This window comes from Pseudomonas sp. GM102 (assembly GCF_000282555.1).
GTDB lineage: Bacteria > Pseudomonadota > Gammaproteobacteria > Pseudomonadales > Pseudomonadaceae > Aquipseudomonas.
In genome coordinates this window covers 1-19,139 of sequence record NZ_AKJB01000002.1, presented here as the reverse complement: position 1 = coordinate 19,139, position 19,139 = coordinate 1, and the positions used below count along the sequence as shown (strand labels likewise).

The following is a 19,139-nucleotide window of genomic DNA, read 5'->3' as shown; positions in this document are numbered from 1 at the left end:
CGACCTCGTAAAACATGGCCGCAGGTTAGCGTAGGGAGGGAAAAATCGCACTCAGAGTTTGAAATCACCGCAGAACCTGTAGGAGCGAGGCTCGCCCGCGAAGGCGTCCTCGACTACGCCAAAAGCTTCGCGGGCAAGCCTCGCTCCTACAGGGGCAGGATCCGGTGTATCTAGCGGGCAATACCGTGTTTGCGCAGCTTTCTGTAGAGGGTATTGCGGCTGACACCCAGCTGTTCAGCGGTATGCGTCATATGCCAGCGCTGCTGTTCCAGCACCGTCAGCAACGTCAACCGCTCGGCATCGTCCAGCGGATACTCGGACGGCTCCTCGACCGCCGACGCCGTCACCGGCCGGGCCTGACGGATCATCGCCGGCAGATCCTCCAACCCGATCCGGCCGCCATCACACAATGCCGCCAGGGTCCGCAGCACATTGCGTAACTGCCGCACGTTCCCCGGCCAGGCAAAATCCAGCAAGGCCTGCCGCGCCGGAGCATCAATCAGCACCGTCTCCCCGCCCGCTTCCTCGGCCAGCAAAAAGTCGAGCAACTGTGATTTGTCAGCGCGCTCACGCAGCGCCGGCAACGCAACCTCCAGCCCATTGAGCCGGTAATACAAATCCTCGCGGAAACTGCCGTCCTGCACCCGTTCAAGCAGATTGCGGTGCGTGGCGCTGATGATCCGTACATTGACCGATTCCGGCTCACCGCCAATCGGCACCACCTGACGGTCTTCCAGCACCCTTAATAGACGGGTCTGCATGCTCAGCGGCATGTCACCGATTTCATCGAGGAACAACGTCCCGCCATCGGCCTGCTGCAACTTGCCGCGCATGCCTTCTTTGCGGGCACCGGTGAAGCTGCCGCCGCGATAGCCGAACAGTTCGCTCTCGATCAGGCTTTCGGGGATCGCCGCGCAATTGAGGGCGACGAACGATTTTGCTGCCCGTTGACTGGCCTGATGCACGGCTTTGGCGAAGGCCTCCTTACCTGAGCCGGTTTCGCCATTGATGAGCAAGGGCACGTCCCGTTCAAACACGCGCAAGGCCTTGCGGAAATCCTCCTGCAGCGCGGCATCGCCCAGGCAAATGCCTGACAAGCGCGGGCGCTCGGCAACCATCGGGCTTTGCACCACCGGCACCGGAATACTGCGCGGCTGCCCGCGCAATACGGCAAACAACCGCCGCCCGTCACGGGTGCGCAATGGCCAACTGGCGCTGGCATTGGCGCTCGCACGGCCGAGCAATTCATCCAGCGAGCAGTCGAAAAATGCCTCCACCGGTTTACCCAACAGCCCACCACGAATATGCCCCAGCAAATTCAGCGCACTCTGGTTCACTGCACAAATCCGCCCTTCCCCGTCAAACGCCAGCAACCCTTCGCTGAACAACCCGACAGATTCGGCCTGCAGGTGAAAACGCAGCAACCATTGATTGTCGAAGTAACGCAGGAAATAGCAGCTCTCGATCATCTTCGCCGACAGATTGACCAGGGCCATAGTGTGGAACTGGCTCTGACGCGAAACCTCGTGACGCGCCGAAGACACGTCGAGCACCGCCAGCAGCTCGCCGTGAGGATCGAACACCGGGCTTGCCGAGCAGGTCAGGCCGGTATGTCGGCCACGAAAATGTTCGTCCTGGTGGATGGTCAGGGACTGACGCTCCACCAGGCAGGTGCCGATGCCGTTGGTACCTTCGCAGGCTTCGCTCCAGTCAGCGCCGAGCCAAAGGCCGGCGCGCTCGAAAATCTTCCGTTCGGTAGGCGCAGTGACACAGTTGAGGATCACCCCGCGAGCATCGGTCAGCAACACCGCGTGGCCGGCGCCGGAAAGTTGCTGGTGGAGGCTGGTCATTTCGTTGCCGGCGATCTGCAGCACTTGCTGCAAACGTTCGCGGCTTTCCAGCACGCGGCCATGTTCGAGCACCGTCGGCGCCATGGTCAGGGCCGGGTCGAGGTGATAGTCCTCAAGACAACGTAGCCAGGAACGGGCAATGGATGGATCGCTGCCGGGACCGTGCAGGTGGGATTTGCCTTGGGTCACGGTCAGCACTTGCTGGGCATGGCGACTCAAATGGTTGTCGTGCATTTCTTATTATTCTCCCCGAGCGGTTTACATCCCCGTGTAGGAGCGAGGCTTGCCCGCGAAGAACGATAACGCGGTGCATCAGGCAAACCGAATCATGGCCTTCGCGGGCAAGCCTCGCTCCTACAAGGAGGGAGGTTCGAGCATCCTCCAGCCTGGCCAGCATTGCAATGCTGGCAAGACCCGCCAGTCACAGCCTGCGCCACAAACGGTACAAAGTGTCACACGGGCTGTACCGCAAGCGTCACAAACACTGCCCACCCGTCCGACAAAAAACACGCAAGGCCTTGATTTACCTGACCTGCAAGGCGCTGGCCCGACCTTTGCTCTACGCTTAATGCAGCGCTTTAGCGCGTCCTCCCTTATAAGCACAAAAGCCAAGGAGAAACCCATCATGCGTTACGCTCACCCCGGTACTGAAGGCGCTATCGTTTCGTTCAAGAGCAAATACGGTAACTACATCGGCGGCGAGTTCGTCGCGCCTGTCAAAGGTCAGTACTTCACCAATACGTCGCCGGTCAACGGCCAACCGATTGCCGAATTCCCGCGTTCCACAGCCGAAGACATCGAAAAGGCCCTGGACGCTGCCCATGCCGCCGCCGATGCCTGGGGCGCCACGTCCGCCCAGGCGCGCTCGCTGGTGCTGCTGAAAATCGCCGACCGCATCGAACAGAACCTGGAACTGCTGGCGATCACCGAATCCTGGGACAACGGCAAGGCCGTGCGCGAAACCCTCAATGCCGACATCCCGCTGGCCGCCGACCACTTCCGCTACTTCGCCGGTTGCATCCGCGCCCAGGAAGGCAGCGCCGCCGAGATTGACGGCAACACCGTGGCCTATCACATCCATGAACCGCTGGGCGTGGTCGGGCAGATCATCCCGTGGAACTTCCCGATCCTGATGGCTGCCTGGAAACTCGCCCCGGCCCTCGCCGCCGGTAACTGCATCGTGCTCAAGCCTGCCGAGCAAACCCCGCTGGGCATTACCGTGCTGATGGAACTGATCGGCGACCTGCTGCCGCCCGGCGTGCTCAACGTGGTGCAAGGCTTCGGCAAAGAAGCCGGGGAAGCCCTGGCCACCAGCAAGCGCATCGCCAAGATCGCCTTCACCGGCTCGACTCCAGTCGGCTCGCACATCATGAAATGCGCCGCCGAAAACATCATTCCGTCCACCGTGGAGCTGGGTGGCAAGTCGCCGAACATCTTCTTCGAAGACATCATGAAGGCCGAGCCAAGCTTCATCGAAAAAGCCGCCGAAGGCCTGGTGCTGGCATTCTTCAACCAGGGCGAAGTCTGCACCTGCCCGTCCCGCGCCCTGGTACAGGAGTCGATCTACGACGAGTTCATGAAAGTGGTCATGAACAAAGTCCTGCAAATCAAACGGGGCGACCCGCTGGACACCGACACCATGGTCGGCGCCCAGGCGTCCGAGCAGCAATTCGACAAAATCCTTTCGTACCTGGAAATCGCCAAGGGCGAAGGCGCCGAACTGCTGACCGGTGGCAAGGTGGAAAAACTCGAGGGCAGCCTGGCGACCGGGTATTACATCCAGCCGACCCTGCTCAAGGGCACCAACAAAATGCGCGTGTTCCAGGAAGAAATCTTTGGCCCGGTGGTGAGCATCACCACCTTCAAAGACGAAGCCGAAGCCCTGGCCATTGCCAACGACACCGAGTTCGGCCTGGGCGCCGGCCTCTGGACCCGCGACATCAACCGCGCCTACCGCATGGGCCGCGCCATCAAGGCCGGTCGTGTGTGGACCAACTGCTACCACCTGTACCCGGCGCACGCCGCGTTCGGGGGCTACAAGAAGTCTGGCGTCGGTCGTGAAACCCACAAGATGATGCTCGACCACTATCAGCAGACCAAAAACCTGCTGGTGAGCTACGACATCAATCCGTTGGGCTTCTTCTAAAAACCGGGGGCGATGCAGGCAGTTCTGCATCGCCCTTCGAACCGCTTTCGCGAGCAAGCCCGCGATGGCGCCCTTAAGCGCACCGTAAATCATCGCCCTGCCTGTCTGGCATGGGCTTTGCGTGCCCGCATCACACGAAAACGCCATACCCGAAAGTCCAACAGATCAAACAATAAAAAAGACAGAGAGGACTTATGACTTCTACTACACAGCTCAAACCCACACTCGGCACCCTGCATCTATGGGGCATTGCCGTCGGCCTGGTGATTTCCGGCGAGTACTTCGGCTGGAGTTACGGCTGGGGCACCGCAGGGACCCTGGGTTTTCTCGTCACCGCCCTGATGGTGGCGACGATGTACACCTGCTTTATCTTCAGTTTCACCGAATTGACCACCGCCATTCCCCACGCTGGCGGGCCGTTTGCCTACAGCCGACGGGCCTTCGGCGAAAAAGGCGGACTGATCGCCGGCATTGCGACCCTGATCGAATTCGTCTTTGCGCCACCGGCAATTGCCATGGCCATCGGCGCCTACCTCAACGTGCAATACCCGGAACTGGACCCGAAGATCGCCGCTGTTGGCGCCTATTTCGTGTTCATGGGCTTGAATATCCTCGGCGTGAGCATCGCAGCCACGTTCGAATTGGTGGTCACCGTGCTGGCGGTCGCCGAATTGCTGGTGTTCATGGGCGTGGTCGCCCCGGGCTTCAGCTTCAGCAATTTTGTGCTCAATGGCTGGTCAGGTTCCAACGAATTCACCATAGCCTCGATTCCCGGCATCTTTGCGGCAATACCTTTCGCGATCTGGTTCTTCCTCGCCATTGAAGGCGCCGCCATGGCCGCCGAGGAAGCCAAGGACCCGAAACGCACGATTCCCAGGGCTTACGTCAGTGGCATTCTGACCCTGGTGTTCCTGGCCATCGGCGTCATGGTGATGGCGGGCGGTGTCGGCGACTGGCGCCAACTGTCGAACATCAACGATCCGCTGCCTCAGGCGATGAAAGCGGTGGTCGGTAATGATTCGACCTGGATGCACATGCTGGTCTGGATCGGCCTGTTCGGCCTGGTGGCGAGTTTCCACGGGATCATTCTTGGCTATTCGCGGCAGTTCTTTGCCTTGGCTCGCGCAGGCTACCTGCCCAAAGGGCTGGCCAAACTCTCGCGCTTCCAGACGCCGCACCGGGCGATTCTGGCGGGCGGCGTGATCGGCATCGCGGCAATCTACAGCGATGGCCTGGTCAACCTGCAGGGCATGACGCTGACGGCGGCAATGATCACCATGTCGGTATTCGGCGCCATCGTGATGTACATCATCAGTATGCTGAGCCTGTTCAAATTGCGTAAAACCGAGCCGAACCTGGAACGTACCTTCCGCGCACCGGGCTACCCTATCGTGCCGGGGATCGCGCTGTTTCTGGCCGTGGTGTGCCTGGTGGCGATGGCGTGGTTCAACACCTTGATCGGGTGTGTGTTCCTCGGGTTCATGGCGGCCGGTTACCTGTATTTCCAACTGACGGCCAAGCAGCGTTCCGACGCACCGGCGGATGCGATGCTCGAAGGTATCTAATTGCACCGGCGCCGGGCGCACGCCCTATTTGGGAGCGCCCCATTCCTGTAGGAGCGAGGCTTGCCCGCGAAGGGCTTGATGCGGTCTGACTGATACACCGCGTTATCGTTTTTCGCGGGCAAGCCTCGCTCCTACAGGTCATCAATTAACCAGGAGGACACCATGGCCGTATTTGCCCATACCGTCGGCGCCCAGACCTACCGCTTCGACAGTCTCAAAGACGTCATGGCCAAAGCCAGCCCGGCGCGCTCCGGGGACTTTCTGGCCGGCGTTGCCGCCCTCAATGATGGCGAGCGCGTGGCCGCGCAGATGGCCTTGGCTGACATCCCGCTGACTCATTTCCTACAGGAAGTATTGATTCCTTACGAGACCGATGAAGTCACCCGGCTGATCATCGACACCCACGACAAGCAGGCTTTTAAAGCGGTCAGCCACCTCACTGTCGGTGGCTTTCGCGATTGGCTGCTCAGCGACGCCGCCGACGAACAGAGTCTGCGTGCCCTCGCCCCGGGCCTGACCCCGGAAATGGCCGCCGCCGTATCGAAGATCATGCGCGTGCAGGACCTGGTGCTGGTGGCGCAGAAAATCCGCGTGGTCACGAAATTCCGCGGCACTCTGGGCCTGCGCGGCCGGCTCTCGACACGCCTGCAACCCAATCACCCCACCGACGAACCGGCCGGCATCGCCGCGAGCATTCTCGATGGCCTGCTGTACGGCAACGGTGACGCGATGATCGGCATCAACCCGGCCACCGACAGCATCGCTTCGATCTGCGCCATGCTGGAAATGCTCGATGCAATCATCCAGCGCTACGAAATTCCTACACAGGCCTGCGTATTGACCCACGTCACCACCTCCATCGAGGCGATGAACCGCGGCGTTCCGCTGGACCTGGTGTTCCAGTCGATCGCCGGCACTGAAGCGGCCAACGCCAGTTTCGGCATCAACCTCAATGTTTTGCAGGAAGGCTATGACGCGGGCTTGAGCCTGAATCGCGGCACGTTGGGCCAGAATCTGATGTATTTCGAGACCGGCCAGGGCAGCGCGTTGTCGGCCAACGCCCATCACGGCATCGATCAACAGACCTGCGAAACCCGCGCCTATGCCGTGGCACGCCATTTCAAACCGTTTCTGGTGAACACCGTCGTAGGCTTCATCGGCCCGGAATACCTCTACAACGGCAAACAGATCATCCGCGCCGGCCTCGAAGACCACTTCTGCGGCAAGCTGCTGGGCGTGCCCATGGGTTGCGACATCTGTTACACCAATCACGCCGAGGCAGATCAGGATGACATGGACACCTTGCTGACCCTGCTGGGCGTGGCCGGGATCAACTTCATCATGGGCATCCCAGGCTCTGACGATATCATGCTCAATTACCAGACCACATCGTTCCACGACGCCCTCTACGCCCGGAAAACCTTGGGCCTGAAACCGGCACCGGAGTTTGAACAGTGGCTGGCGAACATGGGCATCTTCACCCAGGCAGACGGCAAAATTCACTTCGGCGACAACCTGCCGCCGGCCTTCCGTCAGGCCATGGCGCAACTGGGATGAGTATTGAGATGGATAAACCACCTGTCGATCCGCAAAACCCATTGCTGGAACTGCGGCGCCTGACCCCGGCACGTATAGCCCTCGGTCGTACAGGCACCAGTATGCCGACAAGCGCACAGCTGGATTTTCAGTACGCCCATGCACAGGCCCGGGATGCGGTGCACCTGCCGTTCGACCACAGGGGGCTCAGTTCACAACTGGCCGAGCGTGGACGTGAGAGTTTGCTGCTGCACAGCGCCGCCACGGACCGGAACAGCTATCTGCAGCGCCCCGATCTGGGGCGCAAGTTGAGTGATCAGTCGGCGCAGACCCTGCGCGACTATGCGCTGAGCCATCCTGGCGGGGTGGATCTGGCCGTCGTGGTGGCCGATGGACTTTCGGCATTGGCCGTTCATCGCCACACCTTACCGTTTCTGGCGCGCATGGAAGAACAGACAGCCGCTGAGGGCTGGTCCCTGTCGCCGGTGATTCTGGTGGAACAGGGCCGAGTCGCGGTGGCCGACGAGATTGGTGAGCTGCTGGGCGCAAAAATGGTGGTCATATTGATCGGCGAACGCCCCGGCTTGAGCTCGCCAGACAGCCTGGGGTTGTATTTCACCTATAATCCCAAAGTCGGACTGACAGATGCCTATCGCAATTGCATCTCGAATGTCCGGCTCGAAGGCTTGAGTTACGGCATGGCGGCACACCGCTTGCTGTATTTGATGCGCGAAGCCTGTCGGCGGCAGTTATCGGGGGTCAGTCTGAAGGACGAAGCCCAGATTCAGACGCTGGAGTCGGACATTGGTGCGGACATGAAAGGTAATTTCCTACTGAGCCCGTCGGATACCTGAACCGTTTCCGCATTGCGTTTCTATTCAGGTTTCAGGCAGGATCGATGCACGGCCGCCAGGGTTTCCCGTCGCCGTCACCACGTAAGACAGCCACTTGAAGACGAGACCTACCATGCGGATTATTCAAGCGACCCTCGAACACCTCGACCTGCTGACCCCGTTGTTCGTCAAATATCGTGAGTTTTACGGTTCCCTGCCGTATCCGGACTCATCCCGGGCGTTCCTCGAGAAACGCCTGCGGCGCAAGGAATCGGTGATCTACCTGGCCCTGGCCGATGACGACAACAACAAACTGATGGGTTTTTGTCAGTTGTACCCGAGCTTTTCGTCTCTTTCGCTTAAACGCGTGTGGATCCTTAACGACATCTACGTCGCCGAAGACGCCCGCCGCCAGTTGGTGGCCGACAACTTGATCCGCACCGCGAAAAAAATGGCCAAGGAAACCAATGCCGTGCGCATGCGCGTTTCCACCAGCAGCAACAACGAAGTCGCGCAGAAAACCTACGAATCCATCGGGTTCAAGGAAGACACCGAGTTCAGGAACTACGTGCTGCCAATCAGTGACGGGATTTAAGCACCTTGGTGGCGAGGCGGACTCCTGTGGTGAGGGGGCTTGCCCCCGTTCGGCTGCGCAGCAGTCGCAAATTGCTGAATGCGGTATGCCTGAAGAACCGCAGCGTCTGGTTTAGGGGTCGCTTCGCAACCCAACGGGGGCAAGCCCCCTCGCTACAAGGCTTGTCCTGTGGTCCATCAATCGACATCCCCCGCTACAAACTCGACGCGTTTTTCACTTGTCACCCCGTATAATGCCCATTCTTCCGGCTCGTAAGAAAAATCACACTTAGCTGTAGTCTTACGCGAAGCCATCCGCACAGGCCTGCAGAGTCGGGCCATCACCACAGGTGCTTTCCATGGATTTCAACCCGATCGACCTTATCCTGCATCTCGATGTTTACCTCGACCTGCTGGTAACTAACTACGGGGCATGGATTTACGCCATTCTGTTTCTGGTGATCTTCTGCGAAACCGGTCTGGTGGTGATGCCATTCCTGCCGGGCGATTCCCTGCTGTTCATCGCCGGCGCCGTAGCGGCCGGTGGCAGCATGGACCCGGTGCTGCTCGGCGGCCTGCTGATGCTGGCGGCGATTCTCGGCGACAGCACCAACTACGTGATCGGCCGCACCGCCGGCGAAAAACTGTTCAGCAACCCGAACTCGAAAATATTCCGCCGCGACTATCTGCAACAAACCCACGACTTCTACGACAAGCACGGCGGCAAAACCGTGACCCTGGCGCGCTTCCTGCCAATCATCCGTACCTTTGCCCCGTTCGTCGCCGGTGTCGGCAAAATGCCTTACCCGCGTTTCTTTGCCTTCAGTGTTCTCGGAACCATCCTCTGGGTGGGCGGCCTGGTCACCCTCGGCTACTTCTTCGGCAACGTACCGTTCATCAAGAAAAACCTGTCGCTGCTGGTAGTGGGCATCATCCTGCTGTCGCTGCTACCGATGATCATCAGTGTGATCCGCAGCCGCCTCGGGAATGCCGCGTCCAAAGCCGAACCCCGCTGACTCACGATGTGGTCCCTTAGCGCCTGGCGGCGCCAGCGCACCCTTGCCAGGCATCCGATTGCCGACGACATGTGGCAACGGGTGCGCCATCACCTGAGCTTTCTCGACGGTATCAGCGCGGCCGAAGACCGCTGGCTGCGCGAAGCCTGCGTATTGTTTCTGCAAGACAAACACCTGACCGCCCTACCCGGCGTCGAACTCCATCAGGAGCAACGCCTGCTACTCGCCGCCCAGGCCCAATTGCCGCTGCTGCATCTGGACAATCTGAACTGGTATCAGGGCTTTCACGAAATCATCCTCTACCCCGACGATTTCCTCAGCCCCCAGCGCCATCGCGATGCCAGCGGCGTCGAACACGAATGGGACGGCGAACACAGCGGCGAAGCCTGGCAGCAAGGCCCGATCATCCTCGCCTGGCCCGGCGTGATGGCCAGCGGTGGCTGGGAAGGCTACAACCTGGTGATCCACGAACTCGCGCACAAACTCGACATGCTCAACGGCGACGCCAATGGCCTGCCCCCCCTGCATGCCGACATGCGCGTCAGCGACTGGGCCAGGGTCATGCAAGAGGCCTATGACGACCTCGACCGGCAACTGGACCGTAACCCGGACGCTGAAACCGCCATCGACCCGTACGCGGCGGAAAACCCCGCCGAGTTTTTCGCCGTCACCAGCGAGTATTTCTTCAGCGCCCCGGATTTGCTGCACGAGGCTTATCCACAGGTTTATGAGCAGCTGAAGCTGTTTTACCGCCAGGACCCGTTGGCCCGGTTGCAGCAACTTCTGGCCGAGAACCCGGTCTACCAGGCACACGACTAAGGTCTACACGACCTCTGGCACATAGCAACGGTGGCGGAATATGCCTATAATCGCCGCCACTTTTTGGTCAATCCGGCCAAGTGTTTTTGGTCAACTAACGGGGGCACCGCCCAATGAGCTACAGCAAGATTCCGGCTGGCAAAGACCTGCCGAACGACATCTACGTCGCGATCGAGATCCCGGCCAACCACGCGCCGATCAAATACGAAATCGACAAAGACAGCGATTGCCTGTTCGTTGACCGTTTCATGGCCACCCCGATGTTCTACCCGGCCAACTACGGTTACATCCCAAACACCTTGGCTGACGACGGTGATCCCCTCGACGTGCTGGTCGTGACCCCTTACCCGGTTGCCCCAGGTTCGGTGATCCGCGCGCGTCCAGTCGGCATCCTGAACATGACCGACGACGGCGGCGGCGATGCCAAAGTGATTGCGGTTCCACACGACAAGCTGTCCCAGCTGTACGTCGACGTGAAGGAATACACCGACCTGCCTGCGCTGCTGATTCAGCAGATCGAGCACTTCTTCGCGAACTACAAAGATCTCGAAAAAGGCAAATGGGTGAAAATCGAAGGCTGGGCCGGCGCAGATGCCGCCCGCGATGCGATCACCAAGTCGGTTGCTGCCTATAAAGGCTGAGAAGCCGCGGTAAGCTTCTAGCTGCGACGTTTGAAGAAGAACCCCGGTTGACCCGGGGTTTTTTGTGGGCGCTCCGCTCAGACACTGACCTTTAACGGTACGTGGAACGCTTCTTGGCTTCGGTTTTTGCTTGTTTAATTTCCACTAAAAGCGCCTTACATCCAGTCTTAAATTTCCCTCGAAATTTGAACGGATCGTTTATTCAAACCCCCATCCTGCGCCAGTAGACTCGTGTTTATGAAAAAGAACACTAGCGGCCCGCGATTTAAAGCGCTCCTTGAAGCAGCGAAAATCACAACCACAGGATTTGCCGCTTTCTTCGACACGGAAGCGCAAAATATCCACAACTGGTACACCCGAGGTGTGCCCGCCTACCGCATGGAAGAGGTCGCTAGACTACTGTCTGTAAACAGCGACTGGCTGAAAACCGGCGAAGGCCCGAAAGAGTCCTCACGCCTGCGCGTGCTCGACGAGTCCGGCAACACCTTCGACGCCCAGGCCATCCGCGGCATCTATACGGTGATCGAGTCCATCGACGTCGAATTGCCCTTCTATATAGAAACAGCCACCGCCCCGGGCTCCAACAAAACTCACGTCGTCAAAGACCCCAGCCAATCCATCCGCCTGCCTCGCAGCCACCTGGACTCTCTGGAAATCAACCACGCCAATGCTATCTGTACCCACATGATCGGTAACAGCATGGGCGAAAAGATTGAAGATGGTTCGACGCTTGCGATCGACCGTGGGCTGACTCAGGTTATTGATGGGGAAATTTATGCGATCGAGCATGACGGGATGTTGCGGATCAAATACCTGCACCGGATGCCGGGGAATGCATTGCGATTGCGCAGCTATAACAAAGCCGAGTATCCCGACGAGATCTTCAGTGCCGAGCAGATCGACAAGCAAAACATCAGGGTATTGGGGTGGGTATTCTGGTGGTCGACGCTCAATAAACGCCGGCCTTCCGTGCCCTTCCTATAAGCACGCAACCCTGTGATCCACTGTGGCGAGGGGGCTTGCCCCCGTTCGACTGCGCAGCAGTCGCAAACCATTCACTATGGCGGACAGTATGGTTACCGGGTTTACGACTGCTTCGCAGCCGAACGCAGCCTTCGGCTGCTGCTACACCTCTCCGCAATCGCCCTACCCCACACGCCAAGCTGGGAATTCCTCAAAAAAATCAGTATGCTGCGCCCCACATTTGCGCATCGACCCTTCTTCAGGCTCAGATCGCACCGACAAGGCAGATGACTTTCTCGCCAAGTCCCACAGCCGGACGCAAGATCCGGGTGTACGTTTTGAAGGCTGGCGCGATTTACCAAAAATAAACCAAGCCAGTCCCCGAGAAGCCGGCCACAAGCCGGCTTTTTAATGTCTGAAAAATACAGCCCGCATATGCTTTAACCAATTGACCTGGCCAACCCACATGCTGTGCGATTCGATCGCAGCCGCATGTGAGCGACATGCTGTCCGATAACTGGACGGTGAGCCGAATAGGCGTCATATTCGGCTCACCATATGAGCCGAATAGCATTTTTAATCGGCTCACTCACCCCAAGAGTACCGACTCCATGGCACCTCACTGGATCTGGCAGCAGCCTGATTGGCCTAACTTTCAATGGCAAGCCGAGCGTTTGGCGCCACTGTTGCGCGACTGCGTTCAGGCGCAGGGTCGGTTGATGGGGATGGCCAGTTCGGTAGGCGGTTCGTTGAGCGCGCAAAACGAACTGGATGCGTTGTTGCAGAACATCGTGACCTCGTCCGCTATCGAGGGTGAACAGCTGAATGTTGGCTCCGTACGCTCTTCTCTGGCGCGACGGTTGGGGTTGGACCTGGTCAATGGCGATAAGGTGAGCCAGCGCAGTGAGGGCCTTGCGCAATTGATGCTCGACGCCACCCGGCATTTCGCTGAACCACTGACATTGGTGCGATTGCTGGATTGGCATGAATGGCTGTTTCCTGAGCAAGACACGGATCTCGCCGCCCGATCGATCCATGTCGCAGCCTTGCGCGGCGACGAGCCGATGCAAGTGGTGTCCGAGCGACTCGACAGGCCAACCGTTCACTTCGAAGCGCCGCCTCGCCTTGGTCTTGAACGACAACTCGAAACCTTCCTGACCTGGTTTGAAGCCAGCCGAAACCAGGTCGGACTCGACCCTTTGCTGCGGGCCGGCGTCGCACATTTCTGGTTCGTGACGTTGCATCCTTTCGACGATGGCAATGGTCGCCTGACGCGAACGATCACCGATCTAGCCCTGGCTCAGGGTGAGGCTCAGGCCATCCGTTTCTACGCCATGTCGGCGAGCATTCTGGATGATCGTTCTGGCTATTACCGAGTGCTGGAAACCAGTCAGAAAGCTACGCTGGATATCACCGAATGGCTGGAGTGGTTTCTTCAGACTTTGCTGCGTAGCTTGCAGCAGGCCATGACGCGGATTGAGTCGGTACTGGGCAAGGCGCGTTTCTGGCAGGCACATCGGGAATCCGGATTGTCGACCGAGCAGACCAAAGTATTGAATCGCTTGCTCGATGGTGGGGAACGAGGTTTCGATAATGGCATCAGCGCCGCTCATTATCAGGCAGTGGCAAAGGTTTCCAAAGCCACCGCAACCCGTCATCTGGCCGAACTGCTGGAGAAGGGCTGCTTGAAACGCCTGCCCGGCGGCGGGCGCAGTACTCGATATCAAATCAGCTATCCCGATGACTCAATACATTAATCATGATCGATATCGCACTGTGGCGAGGGGGCTTGTCGGAACGCCGCATCGCCCCGTTCGGCTGCGTAGCAGTCGCAAATTGCTGAATGCGGTATGCCTGAAGAAACACGCCGCCTGGTTCAGGGGTCGCTTCGCAACCCAACGGGGGCAAGCCCCCTCGCCACAGGGTGTGTTTTCACCCGGAAACCGCAGCGTCATAGACCCCTCTTATTTGCCCATGACCCCTATGTCTGCTAGTGTCGCGCCGGTTTAACGTCAACCGGAAATAGCCGCCATGGCCCGCAAAAAAGCTGCACTGGATTTCGAACAATCCCTCGCTGACCTGCAAACGCTGGTGGAGCGTCTGGAGAACGGCGAATTGTCGCTGGAAGATTCGCTGACCGCTTTCGAGCAGGGCATCGGGCTGACCCGCGATTGCCAGGCGGCGCTGGCTCAGGCCGAGCAGAAGGTTCAAGTGCTGCTCGAGCGTGATGGTGAGCTGGCCGAGGAACCCTTCGACGCGGATCAGCCAGAATGATTGCGGCGTATTCGGCGACCAGCCAGGCTCGCGTCAACGCGGCACTGGAAACCCTGTTCAACCCGCCGAGCCCCGAGCTCGCACGCCTCTACGAAGCCATGCGCTACAGCGTGATGAACGGCGGCAAACGTGTACGCCCGTTGCTGGTTTATGCCGCGTGTGAAGCACTGGGCGGCAAGGCCGAGCAAGCCAACGGCGCAGCCTGTGCAGTTGAGCTGATCCACGCCTATTCGCTGGTGCACGATGATTTGCCGGCCATGGACGACGACGATCTGCGTCGCGGCCAGCCGACGACGCATAAGAAATTCGATGAAGCCTGTGCAATCCTCGCTGGCGACGGTTTGCAGAGCCTGGCCTTCAGCGCCCTGCTCGACCCGCGCCTGAGCAGTTGCGACGCCGAAACCCGTCTGCAGATGGTCAGCGCCCTGGCGTTGGCGGCAGGCCCGGCGGGCATGGTCGGTGGGCAAGCCATCGACCTCGGCTCGGTGGGCCTGAAGCTCGATCAAAAAGCCCTTGAATACATGCACCGGCACAAGACCGGCGCGTTGATCGAAGTCAGCGTCAAGCTCGGTGCCCTGGCCAGCGGTCATGCCGCGAAGGACGAACTGAAGTCCCTGCAGAGTTATGCACAGGCCATTGGCCTGGCATTTCAGGTCCAGGACGACATTCTCGACGTTGAAAGTGACACCGAAACCCTCGGCAAACGCCAAGGCGCCGATATCGCTCGGGACAAGCCGACCTACCCGGCACTGCTCGGTCTCGACGCGGCCAAGGCCTACGCCCTGGAACTACGCGATCAGGCCCTGCACGCGCTGCGACCGTTTGACGCGGCGGCTGAGCCATTGCGCGATCTGGCCCGGTACATCGTCGATCGCCGCAGCTGACGGCGTATCCGCCAAAAAAAACCAACGCGTGGGCAGGGGGCGATGCATCAGGTAAACTGCCGCATCTTTTATACCTATAACGATTCGCCTGATGCCCACGACGTTTCATGAGATTCCCCGCAAGCGCCCGACCACGCCCCTGCTCGACCGTGCCAACACGCCGGACGGCCTGCGCCGGTTAGGCGAAGCCGAGCTGGAAACCCTGGCCGATGAGTTGCGCCTGGAATTGCTCTACACGGTCGGTCAGACCGGTGGGCATTTCGGTGCCGGCCTGGGCGTGATCGAGCTGACCATCGCGTTGCATTACGTCTTCGACACCCCGGACGACCGGTTGGTGTGGGACGTGGGTCATCAGGCCTACCCGCATAAAATCCTCACCGGCCGTCGCGAGCGCATGGGCACCCTGCGCCAGAAGGACGGCGTTGCCGCCTTCCCGCGTCGTTCCGAGAGCGAGTACGACACCTTTGGCGTCGGCCACTCCAGCACCTCGATCAGCGCAGCGCTGGGCATGGCGATTGCCGCCCGCCTGCAACACAGTGATCGCAAGGCGATCGCGGTGATCGGCGACGGCGCACTGACCGCCGGCATGGCCTTCGAGGCGCTGAACCACGCGCCGGAAGTGAATGCCAACATGCTGGTGATCCTCAACGACAACGACATGTCGATCTCGCGCAACGTCGGCGGGCTGTCGAACTATCTGGCGAAAATCCTTTCCAGCCGCACTTACGCGAGCATGCGCGAAGGCAGCAAAAAGGTTCTGTCGCGCCTGCCCGGCGCCTGGGAAATCGCCCGTCGTACCGAAGAATACGCCAAAGGCATGCTGGTCCCCGGCACGCTGTTCGAAGAGCTGGGCTGGAATTACATCGGCCCGATCGATGGCCACGACCTGCCGACCCTGATCGCCACCCTGCGCAACATGCGCGATCTGAAAGGCCCGCAATTCCTGCACGTGGTCACCAAAAAAGGCAAAGGCTTCGCTCCGGCGGAAGTTGACCCGATCGGTTACCACGCCATCACCAAACTCGAACCTGTGGATGCTCCGGCCGCCGCGCCGAAGAAAGCCGGCGGGCCGAAGTACTCCGGTGTATTCGGTGAATGGCTGTGCGACATGGCCGCGGTCGATCCGCGCTTGGTCGGGATTACCCCGGCGATGAAGGAAGGCTCCGACCTGGTGGCCTTCAGCGAACGTTTTCCCAAGCGCTATTTCGACGTGGCGATTGCTGAACAACACGCCGTGACCCTCGCCGCCGGTATGGCCTGCGAAGGCGCAAAACCGGTGGTGGCGATTTATTCGACCTTCCTGCAACGCGCTTACGACCAGCTTGTGCATGATGTGGCGGTGCAAAACCTCGACGTGCTGTTCGCTATCGACCGCGCAGGCCTGGTGGGCGAAGACGGTCCGACGCACGCGGGCAGCTTTGACCTGTCTTTCCTGCGCTGCATCCCCGGCATGCTGCTGATGACCCCGAGCGACGAAAACGAACTGCGCAAAATGCTCAGCACCGGCCATCTGTACAACGGCCCGGCGGCAGTGCGTTATCCGCGCGGCACCGGCCCGAATGCGCCGATCACCAAGGATCTCGAACCGATTGAAATCGGCAAGGGTGTCGTCCGCCGTCAGGGCGGCAAAGTCGCCCTGCTGGTGTTTGGCGTACAACTGGCCGAGGCACTGAAAGTCGCCGAGAAGCTGGATGCAACCGTAATCGACATGCGTTTCGTCAAACCGCTCGACGAAGCACTGGTCCGCGAAATCGCCGGCAGCCATGAATTGTTGGTGACCGTCGAAGAGAACGCCATCATGGGCGGTGCTGGTGGCGCGGTCAGCGAGTTCCTCGCCCGCGAAAACATCCTCAAGTCGGTGCTGCACCTGGGCTTGCCGGACATCTACGTCGAGCACGCCAAGCCTGCGCAAATGCTGGCCGAATGCGGACTGGATGAGGCAGGGATCGAAGAAGCGGTGCGTCAGCGCCTGCAACTGTTGGTCTTGTAACCCCTCCCCTGTAGGAGCGAGGCTTGCCCGCGAAGGCGATTCAACAGGCAACATAGATGTTGGACGTTACGGTCTCTTCGCGGGCAAGCCTCGCTCCTACAAGTACCGTGTTTGCTACGGATTGCCGATGAAACGCCCCCATCTTGCCCTGGCGCTGGCCCTCCTGCCGGCCGGCCAACTCTTGGCCGACACCTTCGAACGCGACCAGGCCCTGAAACTGCCGGACGTGCTGATCAGCGCCAACCGTCAGGTCGAAGCGCGCAACGACAGCAGCGCCGCCAACACCGTGTTCACCCGCGACGACATCGACCGTCTGCAGCCGAGCAGTGTCACTGACCTGCTGCGCCGCGTACCGGGCGTGCAGGTCGGGCAAACCGGCGGGCGTGGCAGTCTGCCGGGGGTCTACATTCGCGGTACCAAGTCGGCGCAAAGTCTGGTGCTGGTCGACGGCCAGCGCATCGGCAACTCGACCTCCGGCGACAGCAACCTGCAGCACATCAACATCGAACAGGTCGAGCGCGTGGAAGTGCTGCGGGGTTCGCGCTCGGTGATTTACGGCAGCGATGCGATTGGCGGGGTGATCCAGATCTTCACTCGCCGTGGCGACGAACAAGGCCTGCAACCACGTATGCACGTGGGGGTTGGCAGCAATCAGACCTGGGAGCGCAGCCTCGGACTGTCCGGCGGCGACGCGCAGACCCGCTTCAATCTCGGTGCCAGCCTCGATGAAACGGCAGGCATCAATCGCACTCACCAGTCTTATCCCAGTGATGGTGATCACGATGAATACCGCAATAAGTCGGTCAGCTTAAGCCTGAGTCACGCCCTCACCGACGACATCGAAGTCGGCGCCAATCTGCTGGATAACCGGGGCAAAAGTGCGTTCGACAACCCGTTCGGTCGCTTCGACATGAACACTTTCGAATCGGTCCAGCAACAGCCCTACAGCGAGTTCGCTGTGAGCAGCGTCAGCAGTTACGTCGATGCGCGCATCAACGACGCGTGGAAAACCCGCGTCGAGCTCGGCCACAGCGAAAACCGTGAGAAGACACTCGACAAGCTCAGCGACGAGCGCAGCGTGTTCAACACCTACCGCGATTCGGTGAATTGGCAAAACGACCTGACCCTGGATGAACGCAACAGCCTGATCCTCGGCGGCGACTGGTACGAAGACCGAATCAACAGCAGCACAGCGTTCGACGAAGACAGCCGCTGGAACCGTGCAGCGTTTATCCAGCATCGCTATCAAGCCGACAGCTTTTCTACCGAACTGGGCCTGCGTCGCGACCAGAACGAGCAGTTCGGCAGCCAGAACAGCTGGAGCGGCACCTTCACCCTGCCGCTGAACCCGGACAACGATGTCTTGTTGACCTACAGCGAAGGCTTCCGCGCGCCGACCTTCAACGACCTGTACTACCCGGATTTCAGCAATCCGGATTTGAAACCCGAAACCTCGAAAAGTTATGAGCTGCAATGGCGCAGTCAGCTGACGCAGAACAGTCGCCTGGAAGCTTCGCTGTACCGCACCGATCTGCAAGACGCGATTATTTTCGGCAGCAACAACCGCCCGGCGAACGTCGCTTCGGCGCGGATCAACGGTTTCGAAGCGGCCTTGAAACAAGAGCTGTTCGGCTGGCAGAGCAACCTCGGCGTGGCGATCATCGACCCACGGGATCGCGACAGCGGCCACACCCTCGCCCGTCGTGCACGGCGGACTTTGAGCCTGGACCTGGATCGGCAGTTCGACCGGCTCGGCCTCGGTGCCAGTTGGCAAGCGGTGAGCAGCAGTTATGACGACGAGAACAACCAGCAGCCGTTGGGCGGGTATGCCTTGTTGGGGTTGCGCAGCAGTTGGGCGCTGAATCGCGAGATCAAGCTGGAATTGAAGGTCGATAACCTGCTGGACAAGGGTTACAGCCGGGCGTTGTACAGCCATGACGGCAGTCAATATGGGTATCGCGAGGAAGGTCGGGCGTGGATGTTCGGGGTGACCTGGACGCCGGATATTTGAAGCCATCACCCGATCACTGTGGCGAGGGAGTCCCCGCA

The 19,139-nt window shown here is 59.9% G+C and carries 15 protein-coding genes; 14 read left to right on the top strand and 1 reads right to left on the bottom strand.

Translation table 11 applies throughout. The features are described from left to right. Positions 1-170 precede the first annotated feature (170 nt). Positions 171-2,084: a sigma-54-dependent Fis family transcriptional regulator gene (locus PMI18_RS28655; protein WP_007894340.1), complete on the bottom strand. Its 1,914-nt coding sequence runs from the start codon at positions 2,082-2,084 to the stop codon at positions 171-173. A gap of 391 nt (positions 2,085-2,475) precedes the next feature. Here PMI18_RS28655 and exaC point away from each other — a divergent pair, with 391 nt between their 5' ends. The 14 genes from exaC (at position 2,476) to PMI18_RS28725 (ending at position 19,101) form a co-directional block, all read left to right on the top strand. Then, positions 2,476-3,996 carry an acetaldehyde dehydrogenase ExaC gene (gene exaC, locus PMI18_RS28660; RefSeq protein WP_007894337.1) on the top strand — a complete coding sequence of 507 codons (1,521 nt, stop codon included), beginning with the start codon at positions 2,476-2,478 and terminating at the stop codon, positions 3,994-3,996. 194 nt (positions 3,997-4,190) lie between these two features. Then, the gene (eat, locus tag PMI18_RS28665; protein WP_007894336.1) at positions 4,191-5,561 is read left to right on the top strand and encodes an ethanolamine permease; all 1,371 of its coding nucleotides are present in this window, start codon (positions 4,191-4,193) and stop codon (positions 5,559-5,561) included. 162 nt (positions 5,562-5,723) lie between these two features. Further along, positions 5,724-7,118: an ethanolamine ammonia-lyase subunit EutB gene (locus tag PMI18_RS28670; RefSeq protein WP_007894334.1), complete on the top strand. Its 1,395-nt coding sequence runs from the start codon at positions 5,724-5,726 to the stop codon at positions 7,116-7,118. A gap of 8 nt (positions 7,119-7,126) precedes the next feature. Next, complete coding sequence (gene eutC / locus PMI18_RS28675; protein WP_162131363.1) at positions 7,127-7,951, top strand: ethanolamine ammonia-lyase subunit EutC; 825 nt, start codon at positions 7,127-7,129, stop codon at positions 7,949-7,951. Positions 7,952-8,063: 112 nt separating this feature from the next. Further along, complete coding sequence (locus PMI18_RS28680) at positions 8,064-8,525, top strand: GNAT family N-acetyltransferase (RefSeq protein ID WP_007894326.1); 462 nt, start codon at positions 8,064-8,066, stop codon at positions 8,523-8,525. Between the two features lie 337 nt (positions 8,526-8,862). After that, on the top strand, positions 8,863-9,519 hold the full coding sequence (locus PMI18_RS28685) for a DedA family protein (RefSeq protein WP_007894325.1): 657 nt from the start codon (positions 8,863-8,865) through the stop codon (positions 9,517-9,519). A gap of 6 nt (positions 9,520-9,525) precedes the next feature. Next, a complete protein-coding gene (locus PMI18_RS28690; protein WP_007894324.1) occupies positions 9,526-10,338 on the top strand; it encodes a zinc-dependent peptidase in 813 nt (270 codons plus the stop codon). 113 nt (positions 10,339-10,451) lie between these two features. Further along, positions 10,452-10,979 carry an inorganic diphosphatase gene (ppa, locus tag PMI18_RS28695; RefSeq protein ID WP_007894323.1) on the top strand — a complete coding sequence of 176 codons (528 nt, stop codon included), beginning with the start codon at positions 10,452-10,454 and terminating at the stop codon, positions 10,977-10,979. 237 nt (positions 10,980-11,216) lie between these two features. Continuing rightward, positions 11,217-11,963, top strand: coding sequence for a S24 family peptidase (locus PMI18_RS28700; RefSeq protein WP_007894319.1), 747 nt, complete (start codon positions 11,217-11,219; stop codon positions 11,961-11,963). A 590-nt stretch (positions 11,964-12,553) separates the two neighbouring features. Continuing rightward, positions 12,554-13,699, top strand: a complete 1,146-nt coding sequence (locus tag PMI18_RS28705; protein WP_007894318.1) for a Fic family protein — start codon at positions 12,554-12,556, stop codon at positions 13,697-13,699. A 274-nt stretch (positions 13,700-13,973) separates the two neighbouring features. After that, positions 13,974-14,216, top strand: coding sequence for an exodeoxyribonuclease VII small subunit (locus tag PMI18_RS28710; protein WP_007894317.1), 243 nt, complete (start codon positions 13,974-13,976; stop codon positions 14,214-14,216). After that, positions 14,213-15,100: a (2E,6E)-farnesyl diphosphate synthase gene (gene ispA, locus PMI18_RS28715; RefSeq protein WP_007894306.1), complete on the top strand. Its 888-nt coding sequence runs from the start codon at positions 14,213-14,215 to the stop codon at positions 15,098-15,100. Before PMI18_RS28710 ends, ispA begins: the two co-directional genes overlap by 4 nt. Before the next feature lie 91 nt (positions 15,101-15,191). Next, complete coding sequence (gene dxs, locus PMI18_RS28720) at positions 15,192-17,090, top strand: 1-deoxy-D-xylulose-5-phosphate synthase (protein WP_007894305.1); 1,899 nt, start codon at positions 15,192-15,194, stop codon at positions 17,088-17,090. A gap of 127 nt (positions 17,091-17,217) precedes the next feature. Beyond that, on the top strand, positions 17,218-19,101 hold the full coding sequence (locus tag PMI18_RS28725; RefSeq protein WP_007894303.1) for a TonB-dependent receptor domain-containing protein: 1,884 nt from the start codon (positions 17,218-17,220) through the stop codon (positions 19,099-19,101). Positions 19,102-19,139 lie beyond the last annotated feature (38 nt).

What these genes read in the sequence shown, in the direction of transcription:
- PMI18_RS28655 (WP_007894340.1), bottom strand. Translation starts at nt 2,084, where the DNA reads ATGCACGACAACCATTTGAGTCGCCATGCCCAGCAAGTGCTGACCGTG.
- exaC (WP_007894337.1), top strand. Translation starts at nt 2,476, where the DNA reads ATGCGTTACGCTCACCCCGGTACTGAAGGCGCTATCGTTTCGTTCAAG.
- eat (WP_007894336.1), top strand. Translation starts at nt 4,191, where the DNA reads ATGACTTCTACTACACAGCTCAAACCCACACTCGGCACCCTGCATCTA.
- PMI18_RS28670 (WP_007894334.1), top strand. Translation starts at nt 5,724, where the DNA reads ATGGCCGTATTTGCCCATACCGTCGGCGCCCAGACCTACCGCTTCGAC.
- eutC (WP_162131363.1), top strand. Translation starts at nt 7,127, where the DNA reads ATGGATAAACCACCTGTCGATCCGCAAAACCCATTGCTGGAACTGCGG.
- PMI18_RS28680 (WP_007894326.1), top strand. Translation starts at nt 8,064, where the DNA reads ATGCGGATTATTCAAGCGACCCTCGAACACCTCGACCTGCTGACCCCG.
- PMI18_RS28685 (WP_007894325.1), top strand. Translation starts at nt 8,863, where the DNA reads ATGGATTTCAACCCGATCGACCTTATCCTGCATCTCGATGTTTACCTC.
- PMI18_RS28690 (WP_007894324.1), top strand. Translation starts at nt 9,526, where the DNA reads ATGTGGTCCCTTAGCGCCTGGCGGCGCCAGCGCACCCTTGCCAGGCAT.
- ppa (WP_007894323.1), top strand. Translation starts at nt 10,452, where the DNA reads ATGAGCTACAGCAAGATTCCGGCTGGCAAAGACCTGCCGAACGACATC.
- PMI18_RS28700 (WP_007894319.1), top strand. Translation starts at nt 11,217, where the DNA reads ATGAAAAAGAACACTAGCGGCCCGCGATTTAAAGCGCTCCTTGAAGCA.
- PMI18_RS28705 (WP_007894318.1), top strand. Translation starts at nt 12,554, where the DNA reads ATGGCACCTCACTGGATCTGGCAGCAGCCTGATTGGCCTAACTTTCAA.
- PMI18_RS28710 (WP_007894317.1), top strand. Translation starts at nt 13,974, where the DNA reads ATGGCCCGCAAAAAAGCTGCACTGGATTTCGAACAATCCCTCGCTGAC.
- ispA (WP_007894306.1), top strand. Translation starts at nt 14,213, where the DNA reads ATGATTGCGGCGTATTCGGCGACCAGCCAGGCTCGCGTCAACGCGGCA.
- dxs (WP_007894305.1), top strand. Translation starts at nt 15,192, where the DNA reads ATGCCCACGACGTTTCATGAGATTCCCCGCAAGCGCCCGACCACGCCC.
- PMI18_RS28725 (WP_007894303.1), top strand. Translation starts at nt 17,218, where the DNA reads ATGAAACGCCCCCATCTTGCCCTGGCGCTGGCCCTCCTGCCGGCCGGC.